Here is a 12,854-nt window from a genome sequence, read left to right on the forward strand (position 1 = left end):
GCGTCAGCGCTTCAGCCAGCCCCGTACGGTCGGCAGATCTGTGCTGTAGGTCTGCAGGAAATCGTCGTGGTAGAGCGTGCCGCCGTTGATCGCGGTGTCACCGTGCCAGACGATGTGCACCCGGACGACACCCTTGTTGAAGTAGTCGCTGCGATCGGCCACCCGGTGGTTCCAGCCGGCTTCCTCGGCGACCGTCGCAACGGCCTGTCGCTCGTCGGTGTCAACCATCGATGCTTCTCCAATTCCGCACTGTGTTGTCATCACCCTATCCCCCGCCGCTCAGCGCCCGTCGTAGCAGATGCATGGCGACGGTCGTCGAGCGCTCGCGGACATCGGTCCTGTTGCCGGGCAGCGTCGTCGTGCGGGTCACCTCCGAGATCTCAGTGCCTTCGGCCAGCGCCACCGCGAAGCACACGGTACCCACCGGTTTGGCCGCCGTTCCGCCGCCGGGCCCCGCCACCCCGGTGATCGCGACGGCGGTGTCGGCGCCGAGGCGTTGCAGCGCGCCTCGCGCCATCGCGCGAGCCACCGGCTCCGACACGGCGCCGTGCTGGTCGATCAGGGCCGGGTCGACGCCGAGCAGCTCGGTCTTGGCCGCATTGGAGTACGCCACCACGCCGCCGGCGACATACGCCGACGAGCCGGGCCGCTCGGTGAGCCTGGCCGCCAGCAGACCCGCGGTGCACGACTCGGCCGTGGCGATGGTGCGGCCGTCGAGCAGCCTCGCGATCTGGTCGTCGACGAGGGCGCCGTCCTCGGAGAAGATCTCGCGTGCATGCCGGTCGCGCAGCGCCGACAGCAGTTCGTCGTAGGCCGCCGCGTCCTGCGGTTCGTAACGGGTGACGATCTCCAGCTCGCCGCGCCGCAGGCAGGTGGTGATCTCCAGCCGGTCGAAGCCGCCGACGGTGCGTTCGGCGTCGCGAAGGGTATCGGCCAGACCGGATTCGGGCAGGCCGAACATGCGAATCGTCTGCTGCTCGAACGGGGTCCTGCCGGCGATCGCCGCCTGCACCGCGTCGGTGACGACGGCGGCACCCCACATGGGCTGCAGTTCCCGCGGCGGGCCGGGCAGCACCACCACGGTCGGGGTCCCCGGGATCACGACGCCGGGTGCGGTGCCGACCGGGTCGAGGACGACCGCGCCGGCGGGGACGAACGCCTGTTTGCGGTTCGCGGCGCGCACCGCGTCGGCGTCGACGCCGGGGAAACGCGCCATCAGGCCGGTGACGATCTCGCCGATCCTGGCCTCCAGCGCGGCGTCGAGCACCAACTCCCGCCGGCAGAACCGGGCGACGATCTCGACCGTCATGTCGTCGGCGGTCGGGCCGAGGCCGCCGCTGGTGATGATGAGATCCACGCCCTCGTCGGCGAGGAACCGCAGCTGCGCCTCGATGTCAGCGGGACGGTCGCCGCACAGCGTGATGTGGCGCAGTTCCACGCCGAGCTCGAGTAGCCGGTCGGCGAGCCAGGGACCGTTGCGGTCCTGGACGCGTCCGGTGAGGACCTCGGTCCCCGTCACCACGATTCCGGCCCGTGCACTCACGGGAGACGACACTACGCATCGGCGCGGCACCGGCCGCGCACGGCGTGCGCCACCGGACGGGCGTCACATCTTGTGCGGCACGTCGTTGGTCAGACCGCCGTCCATCACGAACTCGGCACCGGTGGCGTAACGGGATTCGTCGCTGGCCAGGAACACCACAAAGGTCGCGACCTCGTCGGGCTGCCCCGGACGTCCCAGCGGGATCTTCAGCATGTTGTCCGGGAAGTGCTTGGTCATCGGGGTGCGGATGAACCCGGGATGGATGGAGTTGACGCGGATCTGGTGGGCGCCCAGCTCCAGCGCGGCGGATTTGGTCAGGCCGCGGACGGCCCACTTGGACGCCACATACGGGTGCACCATGACCGCGCCGCGCAGCCCCTCGATCGACGAGACGTTGATGATCGAGCCGCCGCCGGCGGCCTTCATCGCCTCGACCGACGCCTGCATGCCGAGGAACGTCCCCGTGAGGTTGACGTCGATGACCTTCTGCCATTTCGCCATGTCGAACTGACCGATCATTCCCAGCGCGACCGTGCCCGCGTTGTTGACGAGGACGTTCAGCTTGCCGAAGTCGGTGACCGCGGTGGCGACGGCGGCTTCCCAATCCTCGGCCTGGGTGACGTCGAGGTGGACGTAGCGCGCGGAATCCGGAGTCGTGGCATTGATCTCGTCGGCCAGCGCCTTGCCCTTGTCGTCAAGGATGTCGCCGATCACGACCTTGGCGCCCTCGGCGACCAGCGCCCGTGCGTCCTCGGCGCCCATGCCCTGCGCGCCGCCACTGATGAGTGCCACTTTTCCGTCCACGCGTCCCATGGGGCGTCAGGTTACCGCAACGCGCCCATCAAACTAGAACCTGTTCCAATTTGCGGACCCAGCACGCATACTGCTGGCCATGGCTATTCGTGTGGCTCTCATCGGGACCGGCAACTGCGGCAGCCTGGCACTGCGTCAACTCATCGAGGACGACCGCTTCGACCTGGCCGGAGTGTGGGTGTCCTCGCAGGCCAAGGTCGGCAAGGACGCCGGTGAACTCGCCCGCCTCGACGTCACGACGGGCGTGACGGCGGTCGCTGACATGGAGGCCCTCATCGCCACGGCGCCGGAGTGTGTCGTCTACTGCGCGATGGGCGACATCCGGATGCGCGAGGCGATGGCCGACGTCCGCCGGTTGCTCGAGGCGGGCATCAACGTCGTCGGATCCTCTCCCGGGGTCCTCGAGTACCCGTGGGGTGTCATCCCCGACAAGTCCATCGACCGGGTGGAGGCCGCCGCACAGCAGGGAGGTGCGAGCGTGTTCGTGACCGGCGTGGATCCCGGTTTCGTCACCGACCTGCTGCCGCTCGCGCTCGCGAGCACCTGTCAGAGCATCGAACAGATTCGAACCATGGAGATCGCCGACTACGCCACCTACGACGGGGCGACGGTGATGTTCGACGTGATGGGGTTCGGCAATCAGATCGGTGATCTGCCGTTCCTATACCAGCCCGGGGTCCTGAGTGCGGCGTGGGGCGTGGCGATCCGCCAGCTCGCGGCAGGCATGGGTGTGGAACTGGACGACATCACCGAGTCCGTCGAGCAGGAGCCGGCGCCCGAGGACATCGACGTCGCGGTCGGAACCATCAAGAAGGGCACGGTGGCGGCCGTGCGGTTCGAGATCGAGGGCATGGTCGACGGCAGACCCGCCATCGTCGTCGAGCACATCACGCGGCTGCGCGGGGACCTACGGCCCGACTGGGCCCAGCCGGCGCAGGAGGGCGGGTCCTACCGTGTCGAGATCACCGGAGAACCCTCCTACGTCATGGACATCTGCCCGACCAGCCGCAACGGCGACCACAACTACGCGGCGATCCTGGCGGCGGCGGGGCGCATCGTCAATGCCATCCCTGACGTCGTCGCGGCCGAACCGGGAATCCGGACCACGCTCGACCTGCCCCTGGTGACCGGCAAGGGTGTCTACCGGGTGCAGTGATCAGCCTCGGCTGATGCCGTTCCACTCGAGCTCGACCCGGGTGCCCTCGCCGGACGTGTCGATCCTGGCCCGGTCGGCCAGGGCCTCCATCAACGGGATGCCGCGGCCACGGGTGCGTGGTGCGGGGTCGATCTGCCGCTTCCGCCAGGTGCCGCGGTCGCAGACGTGCACCGTCAGCTTCTGCTTGCCGGGGTGATAGGTGGCCTGGATGTCCATCGTGCCGGGGCGATCGTCCAGCAGGTAGGCGAATTCCGCCGCATTGGCCAGCGCCTCGTTGATGGCAAGCACCAGGTCGCTGCACCGCACGGGGTCCAGGTCGAAGAAACGTTGGAGCCACCGGGTGAACTCCTGGCGCGTCCGGGACACCACCTGCGCGTCGGCGTCCAGGCCGAAGCGCTCGAAGCGATCTGCGTTGGCTACCTCAGCCGGCGGCATGGAATCGATCATGGCAGTCGGTGGCTACCCCGGAAATCACGTTCCTACGCGACTTCTCTACGTGGTGTGCGCCGCAAGAGCGTCATCGAGGCTCGGATACAGGCTGACGATCTCCGCGATGCCCACCAATTTGAGCGGCCTGCTGGTCGCGGGCCCGTCGGCGACGACGCTGAACGCCACGTCGGAACCGGCCCTGTCGTGCGCGGCGACCAGGACGCCCATCCCCGCCGAGGCGAGGAACTCGACGTCGGTGAAATCGATCACGACACCTGCGGGGCCCTGCTCGAGCGCTCCGTTGATGGCCGTTTCCAGCTGCGGTGAGGTGAGCATGTCGACCACACCGGACACCGAGACGACCGCAACGCGGTCGACCCACCGCTCGGTGACGACACAGTTCGAAGAAGATGTCGCCCCCAAAGCATCAGTAATGCCTTCGGCTGCTTGCTCGTCCAAGGTTCACCTTCCATGTCAGGCCGCTCTACGCATACTGCGAGAGCACACTCGAGAGGACCCCCGTTGGGGTCCTGCGTGCTGCTCGCGCAGGCTGCATCCTGAACCCGGCAAGTCCAAACTACCGTGGCCGTCTGGCTTCGACCCGGCCACAGATTAAACCAGCAGCGTAGACGGCGCCCGTACCATGGTGGCTCAACACCTCGTGACTGCCCCGTGAAGAGGAGCGGAATGTGACCGCGGACGCCGCAGACACGGTGGATTCGATAGCTCAGATCGAGGCGAGCCCACCGGGCCCCCAGGTCGGTGCGTTCTTCGATCTCGACGGTACTCTCGTCGACGGCTTCACCGCGACCGCCCACGCGGGCGACCGGATCCGCCGACGCCAGGCCCGCATCGGCGAGGTGATGGGAGTGATCGAGGCCTCGATGCGCTACCGGTTCGGCCGGATGCACTTCGAGCGGCTGCTGGTGCGCGCCGCCGGGTATCTGCGAGGTGAGTCCCTTTCCGACCTCGACGTGGTCGGGGAACGGTTGTTCGGCGAACGCGTGCGGTCGCGGGTGTATCCCGTCATGCGTCAGATCGTGGAGGCCCACCAGCGGCGAGGGCACACCGTGGTTCTGAGCTCCTCGGCGTTGACGATCCACGCCGAGCCCGTCGCCCGGTTCCTGCGGATCGACCACGTGCTGTGCAACCACTTCGACGTCGACGACGCCGGCCGCCTCACCGGCGGCATCACCAAGCCCGTCATCTGGGGCAGGCAGAAGGCCGCGGCTGTTCAGCAGTTCTCCGCGGGCCTGGATATCGAGCTGACGAGCAGCTACTTCTACGCCGACGGCGACGAGGACGTCGCGCTGATGAAGCTGGTGGGTTTCCCCCGTCCGGTGAACCCGCGCCGGGGCCTGGCCGCGATGGCTGTCGAGCAGGGCTGGCCGGTGCTGCGGATGACTTCCCCCGGCAAGGGCTCTCGTGGTGGGCTCCGTGGTGTACTAAAGTAGAACACGTTTCAGTTTTCGTGTGATCAGCACCATCGGCCCACTAGGAGCGGACTATGCATACTCCCCTGTGCGACCAGCTCGGCATCGAGTTCCCGATCTTCGCCTTCACCCACTGCCGTGACGTGGTCGTGGCGGTGAGCAAGGCCGGAGGCTTCGGTGTTCTCGGCGCGGTCGGGTTCACCCCTGAGCAACTCGAGATCGAGCTGAACTGGATCGACGAGCACATCGGCGACCACAACTACGGCGTGGACATCGTCATCCCCAACAAGTACGAGGGCATGGACGCGAACCTGTCCGCCGACGAGCTGGCGAAGATGCTCCAGGACATGGTCCCCCAGGAACACCTCGACTTCGCCAAGAAGATCCTCACCGACCACGGAGTCCCGCTGACCGCCGAGGACAACGAGAGCACCCTGCAGCTGCTCGGCTGGACGGAGGCGACCGCGACCCCGCAGGTCGAGGTCGCGCTCAAGCACCCGAAGATGACCCTGATCGCTAACGCCCTCGGCACCCCGCCGAAGGACATGATCGATCACATCCACGCCGAGGGCCGTGAGGTCGCCGCGCTGTGCGGATCGCCCAGCCAGGCGCGCAAGCACGCCGACGCGGGCGTCGACATCATCATCGCCCAGGGCGGCGAGGCCGGCGGGCACAGCGGCGAGGTGGGCTCGATCGTGCTGTGGCCGCAGGTCGTCAAGGAGGTCGCCCCGGTCCCGGTGCTGGCCGCGGGTGGCATCGGCAGCGGGCAGCAGATCGCCGCGGCGCTGGCGCTCGGCGCGCAGGGCGCGTGGACCGGCTCGCAGTGGCTGATGGTCGAGGAAGCCGAGAACACCCCCGTGCAGCAGCAGGCCTACGTCAAGGCGGGCAGCCGCGACACCGTCCGCAGCCGCTCGTTCACCGGCAAGCCGGCCCGGATGCTGCGCAACGACTGGACCGAGGCCTGGGAAAATCCCGAGAACCCTTCCCCGCTCGGAATGCCTTTGCAGTTCATGGTTTCCGGGCTCGCGGTGGCCGCGACGCACAAGTACCCGAACGAGACCGTCGACGTCGCGTTCAACCCGGTGGGCCAGGTGGTCGGCCAGTTCACCAAGGTCGAGAAGACCTCCGCGGTCATCGAGCGCTGGGTGCAGGAGTATCTCGAGGCGACGAACACCCTCAACGAGCTCAACGAGGCCGCGAGCGTTTAGTGATTTCGGTGTAGTTGGTCGCGCTGGCGTTGACCAACTACACCGAAATCGCCTCAGGCGCTGACGTAGGCGGCGAGGTGCTTTCCGGTGAGCGTGCCGGCGTCGTCGACGAGAGCCCTCGGTGTGCCCTCGAAGACGATTCGCCCGCCGTCGTGGCCTGCGCCGGGCCCGAGATCGACGATCCAGTCGGCGTGGGCCATCACAGCCTGGTGGTGTTCGATCACGATGACGGACTTGCCGGCGTCGACGAGGCGGTCGAGCAGGCCGAGTAACTGGTCGACGTCGGCCAGGTGCAGACCCGTGGTCGGTTCGTCGAGGATGTAGACCCGCCCCTGGTCGGCTCCCTTGTCGCACAGCCGGGCGGCGAGCTTGAGTCGCTGCCGTTCGCCTCCCGACAGGGTGGTCAACGGCTGCCCGAGCGTGAGATAGCCCAACCCCACTTCTGCCATTCGTTCCAGGATCTTCTGGGCGGCAGGCACTTTCGCATCACCGTCGGCGAAGAACCCACTGGCCTCCTCGACCGGCATGGCCAGGACCTCGGCGATGTTGCGCCCGCCCAGCGTGTACTCCAGCACCGCTGCCTGGAATCGCCTGCCCTCGCACTCCTCGCACGTGGACTCCACGGTCGCCATCACACCCAGCTCGGTGTAGATGACGCCGGCGCCGTTGCAGGCCGGACACGCCCCCTCGGAATTGGAGCTGAACAGCGCGGGCTTGACCCCGTTGGCCTTCGCGAACGCCTTGCGGATCGGGTCGAGAAGCCCCGTGTAGGTCGCCGGGTTGCTGCGCCGCGAGCCGCGGATCGGACTCTGGTCGATCGACACCACACCGTCGCGCCCGACCAGCGAGCCGTCGACCAGCGAGCTCTTGCCTGAGCCGGCCACGCCGGTGATCACCACCAGCACGCCGAGCGGGATGTCGACGTCGACGCCGGACAGGTTGTGCGTATCGGCCCCGCGGATCTCCAACGCGCCGTGGGGCTCTCGGGCCGATTGCTTCAGCGCGGCCCGGCCGTCCAAGTGCCGCCCGGTGACGGTGTCACTCTTGCGTAACGCCGCGACGGAGCCTTCGAAGACCACCTGCCCGCCTGCGGTGCCCGCCCCTGGACCGAGATCGACGACGTGATCGGCGATCGCGATGGTCTCGGGCTTGTGCTCCACCACCAGCACGGTGTTGCCCTTGTCCCGCAGCTGCAGCAGAAGCTCGTTCATCCGCGCGATGTCGTGCGGGTGCAGGCCGATGGTCGGTTCGTCGAATACGTAGGTGACATCGGTCAGCGCAGACCCGAGATGGCGGATCATCTTGACGCGCTGGGCTTCTCCGCCGGACAGCGTGCCGGCCGGACGCTCGAGTGACAGGTAGCCCAGTCCGATCTCGACGAACGAGTCGAGGGTGTGCCGCAGCGCCGCCAGCAGTGGTGCGACCGACTTTGCCTGGGATTCCTTCTCGAGCGCACCGATCCAGTCGGCGAGGTCGGTGATCTGCATCGCGCACACGTCGGCGATGCTGACACCGTCGATCTTCGACGACCGGGCCGTCTCCGACAGGCGGGTGCCGTCGCAGTCGGGACAGGTGGTGAACGTGACCGCCCGCTCCACGAAGGCGCGGATGTGCGGTTGCATGGCCTCGACGTCCTTGGACAGGAACGACTTCTGGATCTGCGGGATCAACCCGAGGTAGGTCAGGTTGATGCCGTCGATCTTGAGTTTGGTGGCCTCCTTGTACAACAGCGCGTCGCGTTCCTTCGCGGTGAACTCGTTGATCGGCTTGTCCGCGTCGAAGAAACCGCAGCCGTTGAAGATCCGGCCGTACCAGCCCTCCATGCTGAACCCGGGGATGGTGAGGGCACCCTCGTTGAGCGACTTGGTCTCGTCGTACAGCGCGGTGAGGTCGATGTCGTTGATCGCACCACGGCCCTCGCAACGCGGGCACATGCCGCCGACGATGTTGAACTCGCGACGTTCCTTGACCGTCCTGCCCCCACGTTCCATGGTGACCGCGCCCGCGCCACTGATCGAGGCGACGTTGAACGAGAACGCCTGAGGGGAGCCGATGTGGGGTTTTCCCAAACGGCTGAACAGGATTCGCAACATCGCGCCGGTGTCGGTGGCGGTCCCGACGGTGGAGCGCGGGTCGGCACCCATGCGCTGCTGGTCGACGATGATCGCGGTGGTGAGCCCCTCGAGGACGTCGACGTCGGGCCGTACCAGGTTCGGCATGAAGCCCTGCACGAAGGCGCTGTAGGTCTCGTTGATGAGACGTTGCGACTCCGCGGCGATGGTGTCGAAGACCAGCGAGCTCTTGCCGGAGCCGGAGACCCCGGTGAACACCGTGAGCCGGCGTTTGGGCAGCTCGAGGTCGACGTCCTTGAGGTTGTTCTCCCGCGCTCCGGTCACCCGGATCAGGTCGTGGCCATCGGCTGGGTGCATCTCAGCGCAGCTCCTGGATTCGGATCATGGTGCCGGCCGGATCCCGGACCGCGCAGTCGCGGACCCCGTACGGCTGGTCGGTGGGCTCTTGGACGATCTCGGCGGTGCTGGCCTGCAGCTTGTCGAAGGTCGCGTCGAGGTCGGTGGTGGCCAGCACGACGATCGCATACGTGCCCTTGGCCATCATCTCGGCGATGGTGCGGCGCTCGTCGTCGGTGATGCCCGGATCGGCGGCGGGGGGATGCAGCACGATCGAGGTGCCCGGCTGGTGGGGAGGCCCGACGGTGATCCAGCGCATCTTCCCGCCGCCGACATCGAGGCGGACCTCGAAACCGAGGACGTCGCGGTAGAACGCCAGCGACTCCTCCGGGTCGTCGTGCGGCAGGAAGCTGTTGTGGATGGTGATGTCCATGCGGATCACGCTAGGTGCAGTCGGGGCGGCGGCGCTTCTCGATTCCTGACCGGTCTCGTCACCTGCTTCTCCACGCAGGAGGCGATGCCGGCCGGCGCGTGCGCCATCTGCTCCCGGTAGCGGCTTGGCGCCATGCCGACCAACTCGGTGAAGCGGGTGCTGAACGTGCCCAACGACGAGCAGCCCACCGCGAAACACACCTCGGTCACCGAGAGGTCCCCGCGACGCAGCAGCGCCATCGCCCGCTCGATTCGGCGGGTCATCAGGTAGGAGTACGGGGATTCGCCGTAGGCGGCCTTGAACTGGCGGGACAGGTGCCCGGCCGAGATGTTGACCCCGCGTGCCAGCGCCTCGACGTTCAGCGGCTGTGCGTAGTCCCGGTCGATGCGGTCGCGGACGCGGCGGAGCAACGCGAGGTCACGCAGGCGCTGTGCGGAATCGGGGGCACCGTCGCGTCGGGCCTGGGCGGATTCGCTGGGCACCGGGAAATCCTACGTCGAGACCCTTCCCTTAGATGCGGGAGACTATGTAGGGTTACATACATAGTCCGACCGGAAGGCGGTCCCCAGTGACGAGTCCTCGCGAGCGCATGGTCGTCTCGGCGGCGCTGCTGATCCGGGAACGGGGTGCGCACCCGACCGCGATTGCCGACGTCCTCCAGCACAGCGGTGCACCGCGGGGTTCGGCGTATCACTACTTTCCCGGCGGGCGGACCCAGTTGCTCTGCGAGGCGGTCGATTACGCAGGTGAATACATGGCGGCCAGGCTCAATGCGGCGGGCTCGACTCTCGAGGCGCTCGACGCTCTGTTCGATGATTACGGTAAACAGCTGCAGCGCAGCGACTTCCGTGCCGGTTGCCCGGTGGTCGCTGTCACCGTCGAAGCCGGCGATCCCGCCAAACCCGATCAGATGACACCCGTGATCGAGCATGCCGCGGCGGCCTTCGCCCGGTGGCGCGAGGTGATCGAGCGGCGGCTGGTCGCCGACGGCGTCCCCGCGCAGCGGGCCGGCGCGGTGGCGATGCTGGTTCTCTCCTCGTTCGAAGGTGCGGTCGTGATCGCGCGGGCGGCGCGCGATCTGGAGCCCCTGGACACGGTTCACGCCCAGCTTCGGTCGCTGATCAGCGCCGAGACACATCCCCCCGCAAGAAAGCGAAGCCCGCGATGACCGACCAACCCGGCGAATGGCAGCCCACGGCGTGCATCCTCTGCGAATGCAACTGCGGCATCGTGGTGCAGCTCGAGGGCCGCACCCTCACCCGCATCCGCGGCGACAAGGATCATCCGGCATCGCGTGGGTACACCTGCAACAAGGCGTTGCGCCTCGATCACTATCAGAACAACCGCAATCGCCTGACATCGCCGATGCGGCGCAGGACCGACGGAACCTACGAGGAAATCGACTGGGACACGGCGATTTCCGAGATCGCCTCGGGGTTCGAGGCGATCGCCGACACCCACGGCGGCGACAAGATCCTCTACTACGGCGGCGGCGGACAGGGAAACCACCTCGGCGGGGCGTACAGCGGCGCCTTCCTCAAGGCGCTCGGGTCCCACCACCGTTCCAACGCCCTGGCTCAGGAGAAGACCGGCGAGCACTGGGTCGACGCCCACTTCTACGGCAACCACACCCGCGGTGAGTTCGAGCATGCCGAGGTGTCGGTGTTCATCGGCAAGAACCCGTGGATGTCGCAGAGCTTCCCCCGGGCCCGTGTGGTGCTGCACGAGATCGCCAACGATGCGGCCCGGTCGATGATCGTGATCGATCCGGTCATCACCGACACCGCGAAGATGGCCGACTTCCATCTGCGGGTCAGGCCGGGTACCGACGCATGGTGCCTGGCGGCCCTGGCCGCGGTGCTTGTCCAGGAGGACCTGTGCGACGAGGAGTTCCTCACCGAGCACGTCTCCGGGGCGGCGCCGGTCCGCGAGGCTCTCGCGCACGTGCCGGTCGGCGAATACGCCGAACGCTGCGGCGTCGACGAGCAGCTGGTGCGGGCCGCGGCGCGCCGCATCGGTACGGCGGGCAGCGTCGCGGTGTTCGAGGATCTCGGCGTCCAGCAGTCCCCCAACAGCACCATGTGCTCGCATCTGAACAAGATGCTCTGGATACTGACCGGGAACTTCGCCAAACGCGGTGGCCAGCATCTGCATTCGTCATTCGCGCCGCTGTTCCGGCCCGGCGGTGTGGGCCGGACACCGGTGACGGGCTCGCCGATCATCGGCGGGCTGATGCCCAGCAACGTGGTACCCCAGGAGATCCTGACCGATCACCCCGACCGGTTCCGCGCGATGATCGTCGAGAGCAGCAACCCGGCGCACTCGGTCGCGGACTCTCACGCGGTCACCCGGGCGTTCGCCGAACTCGAGTTGCTCGTGGTCATCGACGTGGCGATGACGGAGACAGCCCGGCTGGCGCACTACGTGCTGCCCGCGGCGACCCAGTTCGAGAAGGTCGAGGCGACGTTCTTCAACCTCGAGTTCCCGCACAACACCTTCCATCTGCGGCACCGGCTGATGGAGCCGTTGCCCGGCACGCTGCCCGAACCCGAGATCTGGGCCCGTCTGATGCGTGCGCTCGGCGTCGTCGACGAGGCCGAGCTGGCTCCCCTGCGCCGGGCCGCGGCGCAGGGTCGCGAGGTGTTCACCGAGGCGTTCCTCCAGGCGGTCGGCGCCAATCCCGGATTGGGCAAGGTGCTGCCGTTCGTGTTGTATGAGACGCTGGGTCCGACATTGCCGGAAGGGCTTTCGGGCGCGGCGGCGCTGTGGGGGTTGGCGCAGAAGGCGGCGATGACCTACCCGGAGGCGGTTCGCCGTGCCGGGCACGCGGACGGCAACGCGCTGTTCGACGCGATCCTGGACGGCCGTTCAGGGGTGACGTTCACCGTGCACGAGTACGAGGACGATTTCGCGTTGATCTCGCACGCGGACGGCCGGATCGCGCTGGAGATCCCGGAGATGCTCGCCGAGCTGCGGGCACTGGCCGACGCGCCCCACGGCCTGACGACGCCGGACTTCCCGATCGTGCTGTCGGCCGGGGAGCGTCGCGCGTACACCGCCAACGACATCATCCGGGACCCGTCGTGGCGCAAGCGCGACGCCGACGGGGCGTTGCGGGTCAGCGCCGAGGATGCCGATGCCCTCGGGCTCGTCGACGGCGGCCTCGCACGGATCACCACCGCAGCCGGCGCGGCGGAAGCGACCGTCGAGGTCAGCGGCGCGATGCTGCCCGGGCACGCCTCGCTACCGAACGGCTACGGGCTGGACTTCGTCAACGGTGACGGCAGCGAGCAGGTGCCGGGGGTGGCGCCCAACTCGCTGACGTCGAGCGACTGGCGCGACCCGTACGCCGGGACGCCGTGGCACAAGCACGTTCCCGCGCGCCTGGAACCGGTGGTGCGACCGGTGATGGCCGCGGCAGCCGACTAGGG

The 12,854-nt window shown here is 67.8% G+C and carries 13 protein-coding genes; 5 read left to right on the forward strand and 8 right to left on the reverse strand.

Features of this window, described 5'->3' with window-relative positions; translation table 11 throughout:
• Positions 1–3: 3 nt before the first annotated feature.
• From H7I57_RS07560 to H7I57_RS07570, 3 genes are all read right to left on the reverse strand, one after another.
• Entirely contained in the window at positions 4–228 is a 225-nt protein-coding gene (locus H7I57_RS07560; protein ID WP_264022756.1) for a hypothetical protein, read from the reverse strand.
• A 37-nt stretch (positions 229–265) separates the two neighbouring features.
• Positions 266–1,543, reverse strand: coding sequence for a competence/damage-inducible protein A (locus tag H7I57_RS07565; RefSeq protein ID WP_264022757.1), 1,278 nt, complete (start codon positions 1,541–1,543; stop codon positions 266–268).
• A 63-nt stretch (positions 1,544–1,606) separates the two neighbouring features.
• Complete coding sequence (locus H7I57_RS07570; RefSeq protein ID WP_264022759.1) at positions 1,607–2,356, reverse strand: glucose 1-dehydrogenase; 750 nt, start codon at positions 2,354–2,356, stop codon at positions 1,607–1,609.
• Positions 2,357–2,435: 79 nt separating this feature from the next.
• Between H7I57_RS07570 and H7I57_RS07575 the strand changes: the two genes are divergently transcribed.
• Positions 2,436–3,512 carry an NAD(P)H-dependent amine dehydrogenase family protein gene (locus tag H7I57_RS07575; protein WP_264022761.1) on the forward strand — a complete coding sequence of 359 codons (1,077 nt, stop codon included), beginning with the start codon at positions 2,436–2,438 and terminating at the stop codon, positions 3,510–3,512.
• Here H7I57_RS07575 and H7I57_RS07580 read toward each other — a convergent pair whose 3' ends face one another.
• Together H7I57_RS07580 and H7I57_RS07585 are read right to left on the reverse strand one after the other, a co-directional pair.
• Positions 3,513–3,959 (reverse strand): ATP-binding protein, encoded by a 447-nt coding sequence (locus tag H7I57_RS07580; RefSeq protein WP_264022762.1) that lies wholly within the window; start codon positions 3,957–3,959, stop codon positions 3,513–3,515. It abuts the gene before it with no gap.
• A gap of 45 nt (positions 3,960–4,004) precedes the next feature.
• Positions 4,005–4,400 (reverse strand): STAS domain-containing protein, encoded by a 396-nt coding sequence (locus tag H7I57_RS07585; protein WP_264022763.1) that lies wholly within the window; start codon positions 4,398–4,400, stop codon positions 4,005–4,007.
• A 230-nt stretch (positions 4,401–4,630) separates the two neighbouring features.
• Here H7I57_RS07585 and H7I57_RS07590 point away from each other — a divergent pair, with 230 nt between their 5' ends.
• Together H7I57_RS07590 and H7I57_RS07595 are read left to right on the forward strand one after the other, a co-directional pair.
• Positions 4,631–5,395, forward strand: a complete 765-nt coding sequence (locus tag H7I57_RS07590) for an HAD family hydrolase (protein ID WP_264022764.1) — start codon at positions 4,631–4,633, stop codon at positions 5,393–5,395.
• Positions 5,396–5,448: 53 nt separating this feature from the next.
• A complete protein-coding gene (locus tag H7I57_RS07595; protein WP_264022765.1) occupies positions 5,449–6,582 on the forward strand; it encodes a nitronate monooxygenase in 1,134 nt (377 codons plus the stop codon).
• A 53-nt stretch (positions 6,583–6,635) separates the two neighbouring features.
• Here the strand turns inward: H7I57_RS07595 and H7I57_RS07600 are convergent, their stop codons facing one another.
• From H7I57_RS07600 to H7I57_RS07610, 3 genes are read right to left on the reverse strand one after another with little or no spacing between them, the layout of a single operon-like run.
• Positions 6,636–9,011, reverse strand: a complete 2,376-nt coding sequence (locus H7I57_RS07600) for an ATP-binding cassette domain-containing protein (RefSeq protein WP_264022766.1) — start codon at positions 9,009–9,011, stop codon at positions 6,636–6,638.
• A gap of 1 nt (position 9,012) precedes the next feature.
• Entirely contained in the window at positions 9,013–9,423 is a 411-nt protein-coding gene (locus H7I57_RS07605) for a VOC family protein (protein WP_264022767.1), read from the reverse strand.
• A 5-nt stretch (positions 9,424–9,428) separates the two neighbouring features.
• Positions 9,429–9,905, reverse strand: coding sequence for a helix-turn-helix transcriptional regulator (locus tag H7I57_RS07610; protein WP_264022768.1), 477 nt, complete (start codon positions 9,903–9,905; stop codon positions 9,429–9,431).
• An 86-nt stretch (positions 9,906–9,991) separates the two neighbouring features.
• Between H7I57_RS07610 and H7I57_RS07615 the strand changes: the two genes are divergently transcribed.
• Positions 9,992–10,591: a TetR/AcrR family transcriptional regulator gene (locus H7I57_RS07615; RefSeq protein WP_264022769.1), complete on the forward strand. Its 600-nt coding sequence runs from the start codon at positions 9,992–9,994 to the stop codon at positions 10,589–10,591.
• Positions 10,588–12,852 carry a molybdopterin-dependent oxidoreductase gene (locus H7I57_RS07620; protein ID WP_264022770.1) on the forward strand — a complete coding sequence of 755 codons (2,265 nt, stop codon included), beginning with the start codon at positions 10,588–10,590 and terminating at the stop codon, positions 12,850–12,852. Before H7I57_RS07615 ends, H7I57_RS07620 begins: the two co-directional genes overlap by 4 nt.
• Positions 12,853–12,854 lie beyond the last annotated feature (2 nt).

This window comes from Mycolicibacterium pyrenivorans (genome assembly GCF_025821625.1).
Classification (GTDB): Bacteria; Actinomycetota; Actinomycetes; order Mycobacteriales; family Mycobacteriaceae; genus Mycobacterium; species Mycobacterium pyrenivorans.